Raw genomic sequence first — 14639 nt, 5'->3', positions numbered from 1 at the left:
GCGGCCGGTCCGGCCGATCACTGCGCCCCGCGCTCCCGGCGTATCCTTCGAGGCGCCCGCGGCGGAGCCGCCCGCGCGGCGGGCCGGGCGGACGAGAGGGAGTGACACGCAATGCCGGGCACGGTACGGACGTGGCGCCCCGGCCATCCGCTCGACCTCGGCCGCACCCTGTTTCCGCTGCGGCGCGGCCCCGCCGACCCGGCCTTCCGCACCACTCCCGACGGCTCGGTCTGGCGCGCCTCGCGCACCCCGGCCGGCCCCGGCACCCTGCGGATCACCCCGCGCTCCGCCGAGATCGAGGCCCAGGCCTGGGGCCCCGGCGCCGACTGGCTGCTGGACGGGCTGCCGCGGCTGCTCGGCGCCGAGGACGATCCCGGCGCACTGGTCCTCCCGCCCGGGCCGCTCCGCGAGGCCCAGCGCAGCCACCCCGGAGTCCGGCTCGCCCGGACGGGCCTGGTCATGGAGTCGCTCGTCCCGGCCGTCCTCGAACAGAAGGTCACCACCCTGGAGGCGCACCGGGCCTGGCGGACCCTGCTGCACGACTTCGGCACGCAGGCACCCGGGCCGCTGGACGGGCTGCGGGTGCCGCCCTCGGCCCGCGACTGGGCGATGATCCCGAGCTGGGAATGGCACCGTGCCGGCGTCGACCCGAAGCGGTCGGCGACGGTCGTCCGGGCCGCACGGCTCGCCCCGCGGATGGAGGAGGCCGCCGGCCTCGGCCACGAGGAGGCCTTCGCCCGGTTGACCGCCGTCCCCGGCATCGGGGTGTGGACGGCGGCCGAGACGCTGCAGCGCGCCAACGGGGACCCGGACGCGGTGTCGGTCGGCGACTTCCACCTGCCCAACACGGTCGGGTGGGCGCTGGCCGGGCGGCCGCGGAGCGACGACGCCCAGATGCTGGAGCTGCTGGAGCCCTACCGCCCGCAACGCCACCGCGTGTGCCGCCTCATCGGCCTCACCGGCGCCCGCGCCCCCCGCTACGGCCCCAGACTCACCCCCAACGACCACCGCCACAGGTGACCCGTGGGGGCAGCCTGAGCGGTGGCCCCGGGCTCCCAGGTGGTGACCCCGTCAGCGGGTGGTGAGGAAGGGGCCGGCCGGGCGGGGCGGGCGGTCCTTGGGGGTTTCGGCGGGGCGGCCCACGGCGACGGCCCCCATCGGGTCCCAGGTGTCGGGCAGGTCGAGGACCCGGCGGACGGTGTCGCGGCAGAACATCGTGGACGACACCCACGCGGAGCCGTACCCCTCGCCGGTGAGCGCCACCAGCAGGTTCTGCACGGCGGCGCCGATCGCGACGGTGAACATCTCCCGTTCGGCGGTGCTGCGCCGGGCGTCCGGGTAGTCGTGCGAGCCGTCCATGACGAGGCACGGCACCACCAGGTACGGGGCGTTGCGCAGGACGTCGCCCCGGGCCGTCCGCCGGGCGATCTTCTCCTCGTCCCACCCGTCGAGTTCGCGCAGGTCGCGCCGCCAGGCGTCCAGCATGGCGTCCAGCAGGTCCACACGGGCCTGCGGGCTCTCCAGCAGGACGAACCGCCAGGGGGTGGTGTGGTGCGGTGCCGGGGCGGTGACGGCTGCGGCGACGGCGCGGCGGACGGCCGCCGGGTCGACCGGTTCGGCGGTGAAGGAGCGGACGGTCCGCCGGAGGGTGACGGCCTGGCGCAGTGCCTCGGAGGTGCCGAGGCGGAACATGTCGTCGGTGGCGGGCCGGATCAGCGGCCGTACGCCGTCGCCGTGTTCGTCGGTGACGAGGTGGCCGAGGCCGCGGACGACGGCGACCGGGGTGCCGGTGGCCTTGCCCTTCACCAGGTCGCCGGCGGCCGCGAGCTCGTCGGCGGTGGCGGTGACGGTGAGCTGCAGCGGGTTGCCGTGGCTGTCGGTGCGGCCGCGGTGGTCCTCGAGCACGGACAGGCCGGCCGCGCCGACGGCGACATCGGTCAGCCCGGTGCGCCAGGGGCGGCCGAAGGTGTCGGTGACGACGACGGCGAGCCGGCGGCCGGTCAGTTCCCCGAGCCGTTCGCGCAGGGCGCGTGCGGAGGCGTCCGGGTCCTCGGGCAGCAGCAGGACGGTGCCGGGCGCGGTGTTGGAGGCGTCCACGCCGGCGGCGGCCATCACCAGGCCGTTGCGGTTCTCGACGATCCGGGCGGGGCCGCGCCGGGCGACCACCCGGACGGTCTCCGCGTCGATCGCCGCCTCCCGGTCGGCGGCCTGCAGGATGCGCCCCTCGGCCTTGCTGACGATCTTCGAGGTGACGAGCAGGATGTCGCCGTCCTCGAAGGCGCCGTACTTGGCGATGAGTTCGCCGAGGTCGGCGCCGGGCGCGATCTCCGGCAGGCCGGTGACCGGGAGGACCTCCAGGCTCACGCGCGTACCTCCTCGGCGAGCTGCAGGGCGGCCCGGGCCATGTCGGCGGTGGCCGCGACGTCGGTCATCAGCAGCGGCACGGCCCGGCAGCGGATGCCCGCGGCCTCGACCGGGGCCACGGCGTCCTCGTCGGCGGTGTCGACCAGCCAGCCGTCGAGCAGGTCGGCGCCGTAGTACTCGGCCACGGCCCGGGCGGTGGACTCCACGCCGACCGCGGCGAGCACCTTGTCGGCCATGCCGCGCACCGGCGCCCCGCCGATGATCGGGGAGAGCCCGACGACCGGGGCCGCGGTGCCGGCGACGGCCTGCCGGATGCCGGGCACGCCGAGGACGGTGCCGATGGAGACCACCGGATTGGACGGCGGGAGGAGGACGACGTCGGCCGCGGCGATCGCCTCCAGCACGCCGGGCGCGGGCTTGGCGGTGTCGGCGCCGACCGCGACGATCGCCTCGGCGTCGACCGCGGCGTGCAGCCGCACCCAGTACTCCTGGAAGTGGACGGCGCGGGTGCCGCGCTCGTCGGTGATCCGGACGTGCGTCTCGACCCGGTCGTCGCTCATCGGGATCAGCCGCACCCCCGGCTGCCAGCGGTCGCACAGCGCCTCGGTGACGGCGCTCAGCGGGTAGCCGGCGGCGAGCATCTGGGTGCGGACGATGTGGGTGGCGAAGTCCCGGTCGCCGAGGCCGAACCAGTCGGGCCCGACACCGTACGCCTTCATCTCCTCCTTGACCGACCAGGTCTCGTCGGCCCGGCCCCAGCCCTGTTCCTCGTGGATGCCGCCGCCGAGGGTGTACATGACGGTGTCGAGGTCCGGACAGACCTTCAGCCCGAAGAGGTGGATGTCGTCGCCGGTGTTCCCGATGACGGTGATCTCGTCGCCGGGGGCGACGGCCTCCTTCAGCCCGCGCAGGAAGCGCGCCCCACCGATTCCGCCAGCCAAAGCCACGATGCGCATGGGGTCATCCTGCCAGCAGGCCGGGCCCTCACCGCGGTTCGGGCTGGTGCTGTGCCACGGTGGCGCCGTACTGGTTCATCTCCACCAGGCCCGGCGTGTAGAGGTGGACGGAGACGGCGGGCTCCAGTGCGGCGTTGACCACCTCGTGGAGGTAGCCGGGGGAGAGCACCCGCTGCCCGCCGGGCTTCAGCACCCGGGTGCCCTCGCCGGCGCGGGTCAGCGAGCGCTCGGTGAGCTCGCCCTGCACGACGGCCATCACGCCGGAGGACCGGCCGTGGTCGTGGAAGCCGCTGCTCTGGCCGGGCAGCCAGCTGAGCAGCCAGACCTCGTAGCCGGGGCCGGTCTCCAGCCGGGCGTACCAGCGGGTCAGCGCGTCGTACTGCACCAGCGGCTCCCACCGGGCGCGGTCGGCGGCGATCTCGCGGACGAGGCGGGCGTACTCGGCGACGGTGGTGGGGTGCTGCGGGACGTCGGTGCGGGCGAGGTGGGGGAAGGCCAGCGGGTCGCCGGCGATGGAGACGTCGCTCAGGCCGTCGGTCCAGGGGCGGCGCGGGGCGGCCAGGCGGACGGGGCCGCCGGCGGCGGTGCGGAGGGCGTTCTTCTTGCGGTCGCGGTTGCGCTGGCGGAGGCGGGGCATTCGCACGGGGGTCCTCGGATCGTCCGGGTCGGTCGGGGGTCAGCCGATCCGCGGAGATTCGGGACGTGTCGCGCGGCGGCCTCGGTGTTCGGGCTGAAGGCGGCGCGCGGTGGGACGCGTGCGCCTAGATACAGCAGGAACAGAGGCGACAACAGGAGATCGCGGCAGCCCGCAGGGCGGCCTGGCGGCCGGTGCGGCTGGTGGCGAACTCTGACATGGGGGCAAGGAGACCGCACCAGGGGCGGCAGTGTCAACCCGATCTCCGGGACATTCGGGTCACATCAGGCACCAACCACCGGATGGAGTGATAAATCACCCTCTAGGTTTCGATGCGAAGATCGCCGGGAAGGCAGCCCGGTACCCGGGCAACCGGGCCGCCTCCGCGGGCGTCTTCTTGATCGGGAGCAGGCCGGAGCCCGATCGCCGGGACCGGCTCGTGGGGCCGGTCGGTGCTGACTGTATGTCAGTTCTCGGAAGCCTTTGGGTGCCTGTGTCTGCTCCGAGTGGAATGTCCGGGTTGTCCGGATATGTACACTATTGGTAGCGGCTTGGTTCCGGGGAGTGAATCCTCGGCCCAATACCAGAGCTCGGCTTGACTGGGCCAGAGCGGCGCAACTGTAATTTCACTCGTGTCGTTCCGCCGCTCAGGCAACGGCAACACCACGGGGACGCCAAGAGGGGCAGAGGAGGCGCGCCAGATGAGCGAGCTCTTTGAGCTTTTGATCGGTGACGGCATCGCAGAGGACGACGAAGAGGAACTCGGCTGGCAGGAGCGCGCACTCTGCGCCCAGACCGACCCGGAGTCCTTCTTCCCCGAGAAGGGCGGATCGACCCGCGAGGCCAAGAAGGTCTGCCTCGCCTGCGAGGTTCGCTCCGAGTGCCTGGAGTACGCCCTCGCCAACGACGAGCGCTTCGGCATCTGGGGCGGCCTCTCCGAGCGTGAGCGCCGTCGTCTCAAGAAGAGCGCGGTCTGACGGGCCGGACCCCAGCTGTGCCGGGCGCCCCACCGATCGGTGGGGCGCTTTCGCGTCCCGTACCGGCCCCATCCCCTGTACCGGCGGGACCCCCGCGAGGCAGAGCCGTTAGTGTGGTGCGCCATCCGGATGCTCGTCATCCGGCGCCCGCGCACCGCCGCCCGCCCCGTGGGCACCGGCCACCCCGTGCACCACGGCCCCACCGGACGGCGCGCGCACCACCCGCCGTCGTCCACCGGCTGCGTCCGCCGAAGAACCTGGGGCCTGCGAACTCGATGACCGTCTACAGCCACCAGAGCGGTTTCTCCGCTGCCCGGCCGCCCGCCTATCCGCGGCACCTCGTCACCGCCGTGATCGTTTCGCACGACGGCGCCCGCTGGCTGCCGCAGGCCCTCGCCGGCCTGCTCGGCCAGGACCGGCCGGTCCAGCGCATCCTCGCCGTGGACACCGGCTCCACCGACGCCTCCCCGCAGCTGCTCCAGGACACCCTCGGCGACTGGCTGCCCGAGAGCGGCCCGCTCGTCCTCGGCCGCCGCTCCGGCTTCGGCAACGCCGTCGCCCAGGCCGTCTTCAACAGCCCCCCGCTGCGCCCCGAGGACCTCCCCTACAGCCTCGACCCCTCCGGCTACGACCCGGTCACCGGCGGCTGGGACGCCTTCGACGACCCGCTGGGCCGGCAGGAGGACGGCCTCGGCCGCTCCGGCCCCCGCGAGAGCCAACCCGTCGAATGGCTCTGGCTGCTCCACGACGACTGCGAGCCGCAGACCGACGCCCTGCGCCGGCTCCTCCAGGTCGCCGACTCCACCCCGTCCGCCGCCGTCGTCGGCCCCAAGCTCCGCAGCTGGTACGACCGCCGGCAGCTGCTCGAGGTCGGCGTCACCATCGCCCGCTCCGGCCGCCGCTGGACGGGCCTCGACCGCCGTGAGCAGGACCAGGGCCAGCACGACCAGGTACGCCCGGTGCTCGCCGTCTCCAGCGCCGGCATGCTGGTGCGCCGCGACGTCTTCGAGGAGCTCGGCGGCTTCGACAAGGCGCTGCCCCTCATGCGCGACGACACCGACTTCTGCTGGCGCGTCAACGCCGCCGGCCACCGCGTCGTCGTCGCCCCCGACGCCGTCCTGCGGCACGCCGAGGCCGCCAGCCGCGAGCGCCGCTCCATCGACTGCGGCCCCGACCACCCGCACCGCGTCGACAAGGCCGGCGCCGTCTACACCCTGCTGGCCAACTCCCGCGGCGCCCTCTTCCCGTACGTGCTGCTGCGGCTGATCCTCGGCACCCTGCTGCGCGTCCTCGCCAACCTCGTCGGCAAGGACCCGCGCCAGGCGTACGACGAATTCGCCGGCCTCAACCACGAACTCATCCGGCTGCCCCGGCTGCTGCTCGCCCGCAAACGCCGCAAGCGCACCCGGTCCGCCGACGCGCTCGACGACCGCAGCCTCTTCCCCGCCCCCGGCGCCACCGCCCGGCTCGCCGTCGAGACCGCGATCGGCTCGCTCGGCATCGGCGGCGGCGACGACTCCGGCGCCGGCCGGCACGGCTCCGTCGAGTCCGGCCCGGGCGACGACGACGCCGACGACCTGGTCGTCGAGCAGTTCGTCCTGCTGAAGAAGCTCGTCCGGCGCCCCGCGCCGGTCCTCTTCGCCGCCCTGCTGGTCTTCGCCCTCGCCGCCTGCCGAAGCCTGATCGGCACCGGCGACCTGCTCGGCGGCGCCCTGCTCCCGGCCGCCGACGGCATCTCCGGCCTGTGGAACATGTACGCCGACCCCTGGCACCCGGTCGGCACCGGCTCCACCGCCGCCTCCCCGCCCTACCTCGCCGTCCTGACCGTCCTCTCCGGACTGCTCCTCGGCAACGCCAACCTGGCGCTCACCCTGATCGTCGTGCTGTCCGTGCCGCTCGCCGCGGTCAGCGCCTACCTGGTCTCCCGGCCGCTCATCGAGTCCAAGCTCGTCCGCGCCTGGGCCAGCGCCACCTACGCCCTGCTGCCCGCCGCCACCGGCGCCATCGCCCAGGGCCGGATCGGCACCGCCGTCCTCGCCGTCCTGCTGCCCCCGCTGGCCCGCGCCGCGGCGATCGCCGCCGGCCTCGGCATCCGCACCGAGAGCGCGGCCAAGGGCGCCCGGCCCGGCTGGCGGCCGGTCTGGATGGCCGTCCTGATGCTCACGCTCTCCACCGCCTTCGTCCCGCTCACCTGGGCGATCGCCGTGCCGCTGAGCCTCGCCGCCCTCGTCCACGCCGTGCTCCGCGGCGGCGCCTTCGGCTCCGGCGGCACCGCGCTGCGCCTGCTCGGCCTGCGCGTGGTGGTCATCCTCGGCGTGCCCGTCCTGGTGCTCGCCCCCTGGTCGCTGCAGCTGCTGACGCACCCCTCGCGCCTCCTCCTGGAGGCCGGCGTCCCCGCCTTCAGCGGCCCCTCCGCGACCCCGCTCGGCCTGGTGCTCGGCAACCCCGGCGGCGCCGGCACCCCGCCCGTCTGGATCTCCGCCGGCATCGTGCTCGCCGCCCTCGCCGCCCTGCTGCGCGCCGACCGCCGCCGTGCGGTGCTCGCCGCCTGGGCCGCGGCCGGCGCGGGCCTGGTCTTCACCGTCGCGGTCGCCGGCACCACCGTCACCCCCGCCTCCGGCGGTCCCGGCACCGCCGCCTGGGCCGGCCCGGCCACCCTGCTCACCGGCGTCGCCCTGCTGGCCGCCGCCGCGATCGGCGCGGACGGCGCCAACGCACGCGTCTCCGGGATCGCCTTCGGCTGGCGGCAGCCGGTCGCCGCGCTCGTCCTGGCCGGCGCCGTCGTCGCCCCGCTGGGCAGCGCCCTGTGGTGGGCCGTGGCCGGCGCCGACGGCCCGCTGCAGCGCAGCCGGGAGTCCCAGCTGCCCGCTTTCATCGCCGAGCAGGCCGGCACCACCGACCGCTCGCGCACCCTCGTGCTGACCGGCCCGGCCTCCGGCGCCTCGGTCGGCTACGCGCTGGTCCGCGACGCCGGCCTGACCCTCGGCCAGGCCGAGGGCACCGTCGACGCCGCCGCGGGCCAGGGCCTGGGCGGGCTCACCGGCCGGCTGCTCGCCGGCTCCGGCGGCGACCAGGCCAAGGCCCTGGCCGACTTCGGCATCGCCTACGTCCAGGTGAAGGAGCCGCTGACCGCCAAGGTCCGCGACGTCCTCGACACCACCCCCGGACTCTCCCGGCTGAGCCAGGGCAACGGCGGCGCCATCTGGGAGGTCACCGGCGTCCCCGCCACCCGGGCCGTGATCGTCGCCCCCAAGGGCGCCGGCCGCACCCCCCTCCCCGCCGGCGCCCACGACATCGTCACCGAGCTGCCCGCGGGCCCGGCCGGCCGCGTGCTCCGCCTCGCCGAGCAGGCCGACCCCAAGTGGCAGGCCACCCTGGACGGCACCCCGCTGGAGCCGACCACCCTCGACGGCGACTGGGCCCAGGCCTTCGAACTCCCCGCCGACGGCGGCCGGCTGGAGGTCACCCGCTCCGGCAGCCTCGCGCACACCGGCTGGATCGGCGGCCAGCTGCTGCTCGGCGCGGTCGTGCTCGTCCTCGCCCTGCCCGGCCGGCGCAGCAACAAGGACGACGACCTGCCCGAGGACGTGGTGGCCGCCCAGGCGCTCGCCGCGGCCGCCGAGCCGCCCGCGCCCGGCAGCCGCCGCGCCCGCCGGATGGCCGAGCGCGGCGAGGGCGAAGGCACCGATGCCGAGACCGGCGTGTACGCGGGCATCCCGCAGCAGCCGGACGGCGAAGGACCGGACGCCGCCGAGCCCTACGCCGACCCGTACCAGGCCGACCCGTACAGCAGCGGCTACCAGGACGCCTACGGCTGGGAGCAGCCGGACGGACAGCCCGACGGCGACGGCCGGCCCGAGTACGAGCAGCCGGAGTACGACCAGCAGGCCTACCCGCAGCAGGGCTACGACCAGCAGGGCTACGAGCAGGGCTACCCCCAGCCCGGCTACGAGCAGCAGGGGTACGAGCAGCCCGGCTACCAGGGCTACCCGCAGCAGCCCGGCTACGACGGGGCGCAGTACGCCGACCCGTACGCCCCCTACGGCTACGACCAGCAGCAGCCCTACCAGGGCTACCCGCAGGAGCAGCAGCCCTGGGTGCCCGGCCAGCAGACCGGCGAGCCGTACTACGACCCCGACGGCGGACAACAGGACGGTTACACCAACGGCGGTCACCCGCACCACCACGGAACGGGGAACTGACCCGCGATGAAGAAGCCCAGCATCAAGGCCGCCGGCCTCAAGAAGCCGAGCATGCCCGCGATCAAGAAGCCGAGCCTCGGCGGTGCCCTGCCCGGTGGCAGCCGGACGGGGAAGTCGCTGCTGGCCGCGGTGGCGGTGCTCGGCGTGGTCTTCGGCATCGCCGAGCTGCGTCCGCCCGCCGACCCGTCGTCCACCGGCAGCCCCGGCGGCGCGACCACCGCGCAGGTCGAGCGCACCTCGCTGGTCTGCCCGGCGCCCATCCAGGGCCTGCTCGCCTCCACCGATCTGACGCTGTTCAGCCCGGACGGCAAGGCGGAGGGCGGCAGCGCCTCGCTCTCCGACGTGGTGCCGCCCGCTGCGGGGGCCTCGGCGAAGCCCTCGGCCGGGGCCCCCGCGGCCCCGGTGCCGGGCGCCCGGCTGTCCCTCACCAAGCCGGGTGCGCCGGTGACCGGCCAGGCGGCCCCCGGGGACACCGCTCCCGGTACGGTGGCCACCGCCACCGGCGGCTTCGCCCCGGGCTTCAGCGTCTCGCAGACCACCACCTACTCCGACTCCTCCCGGATCGGCCTGTACGGCCTGGACTGCGCGCCCTCCGGCACCGACTTCTGGTTCGCCGGTGCGAGCACCGCCTCGGGCCGCACCGACTACGTCAGCCTGGTCAACTCCGACGCGTCGCCCGCCACCGTCGACATCCGGCTGGTGGGGGAGAAGGGTGCGATCGACATCGATGCCGCCAACGGCATCACCCTGGCCCCGGGCACCGCGCAGTCGGTGCTGCTGAAGCCGCTGCTCGGCAAGGTGGAGGCCGCGGACCTCGCCGTGCACGTGGTGGTGCGCGGCGGCCGGGTCGGCGCCGCTCTGAACGTGGCCGACGCCGGCAAGGGCTCGGACTGGGTGGCCGCCTCGGCCGCCCCCGCGGCGGTGCAGGTGCTGCCCGGCCTGCCCGCCGACATGGTGTCGGGCCGGCTGATCGTGGCGGCACCGGCCGACGACGACGCCGATCTGAAGGTCCAGGTCTCCGGCAAGAACGGCTGGTTCACCCCGGCCGGCAAGGAGACCCTGCACGTCAAGGCGGGCATGGTCGCCACGCTGGACCTGGGCGAGGCCAAGGGCAAGGAGTTCGGCGCGATCCGGCTCAGCCCGAGCGACCCGGCGCACCCGACGCCGGTGATCGCCGCCGTCCGCGTCGACCGGGCGAACAACGGCAAGACCGAGGCGGCCTGGATCAGCGCGGCCGGCCCGGTCGGCAAGCGCGCCTCGCTGGCCGAAAACCGGCCCGGTGCCACCACCGTGCTGCTGACCGCCACCGGCTCCGGAGCGGCCAAGGTCCGGCTCACCGCCTCGGCGGGCACCGGCGGCGGCACCCCCGCGACCAAGGAGGTCGACGTTCCGGCCGGCACCACGGTCGCCGTGCAGGGCCTGGAGCCGGCCGATGTGAAGGGCACCTACGGGATCACCGCGGAGACGCTCTCCGGCGGCCCGGTGGTGGCCGCGCGGATACTCGCGATCACGCAGAAGGACGTCCCGATGTTCACCGTCCAGGCGTTCCGGGACGACCACAGCACCGTCACCGTGCCGTACGCGCAGAACGACCCCGGTCTGGTGCTGCGCTGAGCGGAGTCCGGGTCAGTCCTCGTCGTAGCGGGGGTCGATGGCGTCGGGCGACAGCCCGAGCAGTTCGGCCACCTGCTCGATGAGGACCTCGTGGACGAGCGCCGCCCGGTCCTCGCGCGACTTCGCGCGGACCTCGACCGGGCGGCGGTACACCACGATCCGGCTCTTGCGGCCCTGGGCCGCGGGTATCACCCGGCCGAGCGGCACGCCGTCCGGGGCCGGCTCGCCCTGGGCGGGCAGCGGCACCTCCTGGACGGCGAACTCGACGTCGACCAGCTGCGGCCACCGCCGCTCCAACCGCTCGACGGACTCGCGGACGTAGTCGTCGAACAGTTCGGAGCGGGTCAGCGAGATCGGCACCTGCGGCGGTGCCAGCGGTCCGCGCAGGCCGCGGCCGTGCCGGTCCCGGTGGCGCGGTCGCCGCTGCCCACCGGCCGGTGACGGAGGTGTGGGGCTGTCCATATCAGTGTCGAGCGTAGTCCCTGACCGGGTGGAAGTGGACCACCTCCGGGCCCGTGCGGCGGCGACACGGACCGCCGGGCGGGGGTGGGTCGTCGCGGCCCGCTCGGGAGTGCTGTACCGTCCACCCTCGTGAGCTCTGTACGTCGTTGTTCGCGGACCGCGTGCGGCCGGCCGGCCGTGGCGACGCTGACGTACGTCTACGCGGACTCCACCGCCGTGCTGGGCCCGCTCGCGACCTACGCCGAGCCGCACTGCTACGACCTGTGCGCCGAGCACGCCGAGCGGCTGACCGCCCCCCGCGGCTGGGAGGTCGTCCGGCTCGCCGCCGACGCTGGCCCGGTCCGCCGTACCAGTGACGACCTGGAGGCGCTGGCCAACGCCGTCCGCGAGGCCGCCCGCCCGCAGGAGCGCACGCCGCGTCAGGGCGGCCCCGGCGAGGGCGAGTCCGGCGAGATCGGCCGCCGCGGCCACCTGCGGGTCCTGCGCTCCCCCGAGAACTGAGCGTCCCCCTCTTCCCGCCTCCGCGGGTGCACCGCGCACCGGGTGCGCGAGGACGCGCACCCGGCGCGGCTCCGCGGCACCTCCACCACCCCGGCCCGCCCCGTCGCCGCCCGGCACGGCTGCCCGCGACCGGGCGTCGGATGATCTGACGGCCGCCGTGCCACGGCCGGTAGTGTGGCTACCGGCCGGGCACGGCCGCACCGCACACCGCACGAATCTGGAGCCCGACGTCCATGAGCCTGCCGTCCTTCCTGCTGGACATCCTGGTCTGCCCGCAGTGCCACGCGCCGCTCGCCGAGAGCTCCGAGCAGGGTCAGCCGGAGCTGCGGTGCACCGGTGACGGCTGCGGCCTGATCTACCCCGTGCGCGACGACATCCCCGTCCTGCTGGTGGACGAGGCCCGCCGCCCCTCCTGACCCCCGCCCGGTGAGCCCGCTGGAGGCCGGCCGCATGCTCGACGACACCCTGCTCGACGATCCGGCCGCCCTGCAGCGCGCCGACCGGCAGCACGCCCTGCTCGCCCTCGCCGGGGCGGGCGCCCGGGTCCGCACCGCCGTACGGCTCGCCGACGAGGCCGGCCTCGCCTCCCTTCGGCCGGAGGGCAGACCGCGGACCGTCCTGGTGGCCGGCCACGGCAGTGCGCTCGCCGCCGGCGCCGTGCTGGCCGCGGTCGCCGTGACCGCCTGCCAGGTCCTGCCGCTCGGCCCGTCCGAGGCGGGCCCCGGCGAGTCCGACGCCCTGACCGCGGGCCTGGTCTGGCAGCTGCCCGGCTGGGCGGGTCCGCTCGACCTGCTGGTCGTCAGCAGCGCCACCGGCCGCGAGCGCGGCCTGGTGCGGCTCGCCGAGCAGGCGTACGCCCGCGGTTGCGCGATCGCCGTCACCGCCCCGCCCGGCAGCGCGCTCGCCGAGGCGGCCCTGCAGGTCCGCGGCTTCCCGCTGCCGTACGCGCCGAGCGCGGTCGAGCCCGGGGAGAGCCCGGACGACGAGCCCGACCTGCCCGCGGAGGACCCGGGCGCGATCTGGGCGCACCTCGCCCCGCTGATCGCCCTCGCCGACCGGATCGGCGTCACCCAGCTCCCGGCCGGCTCCCTGCACGGCGTCGCGGACCGCCTGGACGAGGTCGCCGTCCGCTGCCGCCCGGACGCCGCCGCCTACCTGAACCCGGCCAAGGGCCTGGCCGCTCAGCTCTCCGGCACGGTGCCGCTGGTGTGGGCCGACGGCCCGGTGCCGGGTGCCGCCGCCGAGCGCTTCGCGGCGATGCTCGCCGACCGTGCCGGGCTGCCGGCCCTGCCGGGCCCGCTGCCGCAGACGCTCACCGCGCACCGCGGCATGTTCGTCGGCCACCTCGGCGCCGGCGCCGACCCGGACGACTTCTTCCGCGACCGGGTGGACGAGCCGGAGCCGCTCCAGCTGCAGGTCCTGCTGCTGCGGCACACCCCCGGCCGCCCCGCGGACGCCGATCCCGGCTTCGCGGTCGCCCGTGCCCGCCGGCTGGCCGACGCCCACGACGTCCGGCTCACCGAGTACACCAGCACCCTGGACGACCCGCTGCAGGCCCTCGCCGAACTCACCGGCCCGGCCGACTTCGCCGCCGTCTACCTGGGCCTGGCCCGCTGACGGACCGCCGTCCCGCCCTGACCGGAGATCAGCCTTCCGGTCCGGGCGGGATACTGTGTGCGCTCGACAGCTGAGCCCACGGCCGTAGAGCGGCCCAGTCGGAGGGACCGGACCACAGCATGAGCACCGAAGGCGGCACCAAGGCACTGGTCGCGGCGCTGTCCGCGAACCTGGCGATCGCGGTCGGCAAGTTCACCGCCTTCGCCTTCACCGGGTCCTCGTCGTTGCTGGCCGAGGCCGTCCACTCGGTCGCCGACTCCGGCAACCAGGTGCTGCTGCTGGTCGGCGGCAAGCGGTCGACCCGCGAGGCGAGCGAGCAGCACCCCTTCGGCTACGGCCGCGAGCGCTACGTCTACGGCTTCCTGGTGTCGATCGTCCTGTTCAGCCTCGGTGGCATGTTCGCCGCCTACGAGGGCGTCGAGAAGATCATCCACCCGCACGAGCTGAGGGACTGGGGCTGGGCGGTCGGCGTCCTGGTCTTCGCCGTGCTGATGGAGAGCTGGTCCTTCTGGACGGCCTACCAGGAGTCCGCCAAGGCCAAGGGCGCGCTCGGCTGGGCCGAGTACATCCGCCGGGCCAAGGCCCCGGAGCTGCCGATCGTGCTGCTGGAGGACACCGGCGCCCTGATCGGCCTGGTGCTCGCGCTGCTCGGCGTCTCGCTGAACGTGATCACCGGCAACGGTGTCTGGGACGGCGTCGGCAGCCTGTGCATCGGCCTGCTGCTGATCGTCATCGCGCTGGTGCTCGCCTCCGAGACCAAGTCGCTGCTGATCGGCGAGTCCGCCGACAGGGAGGTCGTCGGTGAGATCCGCGACGCCCTGGTCGACCACGACACCGTCACCGACGTCATCCACATGCGCACCCTGCACGTCGGCCCGGAGGAGCTGCTGATCGCCGCCAAGATCGCGGTCAATGCGGAGGACACCGCAGCCCAGGTCGCCACCGCGATCGACGCCGCCGAGGCCCGCGTCCGCCGCGCCGTGCCGATCGCCCGCGCCATCTACCTGGAGCCCGACATCTACAGCGCCGAGAAGGCCGCCGAGGGCCCCGACCCGGAGGCCACCCCCGGCGGCCGCGGCCCCGACCGGCACTGACGGTCCGGCACATTCCGGCCGCCCCCGCGGTGCACCCGCGGGGGGCGGCCGAAACCGTACGCGGCTCGCCCGTGGTCCCGCCGCTCCGGCGGCGGCTCGGTGTAGATTCGTCCCCAGAGCCAAACGTCGCTGCTGATGGCGGTCGATCGGAGCCGAGCGCCCCGGTCGAGGGAGAGAGGTCCTCCGACGGATTGTGCCGCGCAGCAGAGTGCGTCCGT

At 75.1% G+C, this 14639-nt stretch carries 12 protein-coding genes; 8 read left to right on the top strand and 4 right to left on the bottom strand.

The features are described from left to right. Nucleotides 1-111: 111 nt before the first annotated feature. A complete protein-coding gene (locus ACQ614_RS14015) occupies nt 112-1020 on the top strand; it encodes a DNA-3-methyladenine glycosylase family protein (RefSeq protein WP_431678895.1) in 909 nt (302 codons plus the stop codon). A 51-nt stretch (nt 1021-1071) separates the two neighbouring features. On the opposite strand, the gene ACQ614_RS14010 is transcribed toward ACQ614_RS14015, so the two are convergent. Genes ACQ614_RS14010 through ACQ614_RS14000 form a run of 3 tightly spaced genes read right to left on the bottom strand, consistent with a single transcriptional unit; the run spans nt 1072 to nt 3957 of the window. Then, nucleotides 1072-2364: a coenzyme F420-0:L-glutamate ligase gene (locus ACQ614_RS14010; protein WP_431678894.1), complete on the bottom strand. Its 1293-nt coding sequence runs from the start codon at nt 2362-2364 to the stop codon at nt 1072-1074. Then, the gene (gene cofD, locus ACQ614_RS14005; protein ID WP_431678892.1) at nt 2361-3320 is read right to left on the bottom strand and encodes a 2-phospho-L-lactate transferase; all 960 of its coding nucleotides are present in this window, start codon (nt 3318-3320) and stop codon (nt 2361-2363) included. The genes ACQ614_RS14010 and cofD overlap by 4 nt, the downstream gene beginning before the upstream one ends. A 28-nt stretch (nt 3321-3348) precedes the next feature. Further along, nucleotides 3349-3957, bottom strand: coding sequence for a cysteine dioxygenase (locus ACQ614_RS14000; protein ID WP_431678890.1), 609 nt, complete (start codon nt 3955-3957; stop codon nt 3349-3351). Between the two features lie 698 nt (nt 3958-4655). Here ACQ614_RS14000 and ACQ614_RS13995 point away from each other — a divergent pair. From ACQ614_RS13995 to ACQ614_RS13985, 3 genes are all read left to right on the top strand, one after another. Continuing rightward, entirely contained in the window at nt 4656-4931 is a 276-nt protein-coding gene (locus ACQ614_RS13995; RefSeq protein WP_363498842.1) for a WhiB family transcriptional regulator, read from the top strand. Nucleotides 4932-5206: 275 nt separating this feature from the next. Then, nucleotides 5207-9133, top strand: a complete 3927-nt coding sequence (locus tag ACQ614_RS13990; RefSeq protein WP_431678888.1) for a glycosyltransferase — start codon at nt 5207-5209, stop codon at nt 9131-9133. Nucleotides 9134-9139: 6 nt separating this feature from the next. Next, nucleotides 9140-10747, top strand: a complete 1608-nt coding sequence (locus tag ACQ614_RS13985) for a DUF5719 family protein (protein ID WP_431678887.1) — start codon at nt 9140-9142, stop codon at nt 10745-10747. A 12-nt stretch (nt 10748-10759) separates the two neighbouring features. Here ACQ614_RS13985 and ACQ614_RS13980 read toward each other — a convergent pair whose 3' ends face one another. Further along, on the bottom strand, nt 10760-11209 hold the full coding sequence (locus ACQ614_RS13980; protein WP_363498835.1) for a metallopeptidase family protein: 450 nt from the start codon (nt 11207-11209) through the stop codon (nt 10760-10762). Between the two features lie 84 nt (nt 11210-11293). Here ACQ614_RS13980 and ACQ614_RS13975 point away from each other — a divergent pair, with 84 nt between their 5' ends. The 4 genes from ACQ614_RS13975 to ACQ614_RS13960 all read left to right on the top strand — a co-directional run bounded on the left by ACQ614_RS13975 (nt 11294) and on the right by ACQ614_RS13960 (nt 14421). After that, the gene (locus ACQ614_RS13975) at nt 11294-11710 is read left to right on the top strand and encodes a DUF3499 domain-containing protein (protein WP_431678886.1); all 417 of its coding nucleotides are present in this window, start codon (nt 11294-11296) and stop codon (nt 11708-11710) included. Between the two features lie 233 nt (nt 11711-11943). Further along, on the top strand, nt 11944-12126 hold the full coding sequence (locus ACQ614_RS13970; protein ID WP_363498829.1) for a Trm112 family protein: 183 nt from the start codon (nt 11944-11946) through the stop codon (nt 12124-12126). Nucleotides 12127-12136: 10 nt separating this feature from the next. Beyond that, nucleotides 12137-13327 carry an SIS domain-containing protein gene (locus ACQ614_RS13965; protein WP_431678885.1) on the top strand — a complete coding sequence of 397 codons (1191 nt, stop codon included), beginning with the start codon at nt 12137-12139 and terminating at the stop codon, nt 13325-13327. Between the two features lie 119 nt (nt 13328-13446). Beyond that, a complete protein-coding gene (locus ACQ614_RS13960) occupies nt 13447-14421 on the top strand; it encodes a cation diffusion facilitator family transporter (protein ID WP_431678883.1) in 975 nt (324 codons plus the stop codon). Nucleotides 14422-14639: the final 218 nt, after the last annotated feature.

The organism is Kitasatospora dryopteridis (genome assembly GCF_050749075.1).
Lineage (GTDB): Bacteria > Actinomycetota > Actinomycetes > Streptomycetales > Streptomycetaceae > Kitasatospora.
Note: the sequence above shows the minus strand (reverse complement) of the source record. Positions and strands in the feature narration are given on the sequence as shown.

What these genes read in the sequence shown, in the direction of transcription:
- ACQ614_RS14015 (WP_431678895.1), top strand. Translation starts at nt 112, where the DNA reads ATGCCGGGCACGGTACGGACGTGGCGCCCCGGCCATCCGCTCGACCTC.
- cofD (WP_431678892.1), bottom strand. Translation starts at nt 3,320, where the DNA reads ATGCGCATCGTGGCTTTGGCTGGCGGAATCGGTGGGGCGCGCTTCCTG.
- ACQ614_RS14000 (WP_431678890.1), bottom strand. Translation starts at nt 3,957, where the DNA reads ATGCCCCGCCTCCGCCAGCGCAACCGCGACCGCAAGAAGAACGCCCTC.
- ACQ614_RS13995 (WP_363498842.1), top strand. Translation starts at nt 4,656, where the DNA reads ATGAGCGAGCTCTTTGAGCTTTTGATCGGTGACGGCATCGCAGAGGAC.
- ACQ614_RS13990 (WP_431678888.1), top strand. Translation starts at nt 5,207, where the DNA reads ATGACCGTCTACAGCCACCAGAGCGGTTTCTCCGCTGCCCGGCCGCCC.
- ACQ614_RS13985 (WP_431678887.1), top strand. Translation starts at nt 9,140, where the DNA reads ATGAAGAAGCCCAGCATCAAGGCCGCCGGCCTCAAGAAGCCGAGCATG.
- ACQ614_RS13980 (WP_363498835.1), bottom strand. Translation starts at nt 11,209, where the DNA reads ATGGACAGCCCCACACCTCCGTCACCGGCCGGTGGGCAGCGGCGACCG.
- ACQ614_RS13970 (WP_363498829.1), top strand. Translation starts at nt 11,944, where the DNA reads ATGAGCCTGCCGTCCTTCCTGCTGGACATCCTGGTCTGCCCGCAGTGC.
- ACQ614_RS13960 (WP_431678883.1), top strand. Translation starts at nt 13,447, where the DNA reads ATGAGCACCGAAGGCGGCACCAAGGCACTGGTCGCGGCGCTGTCCGCG.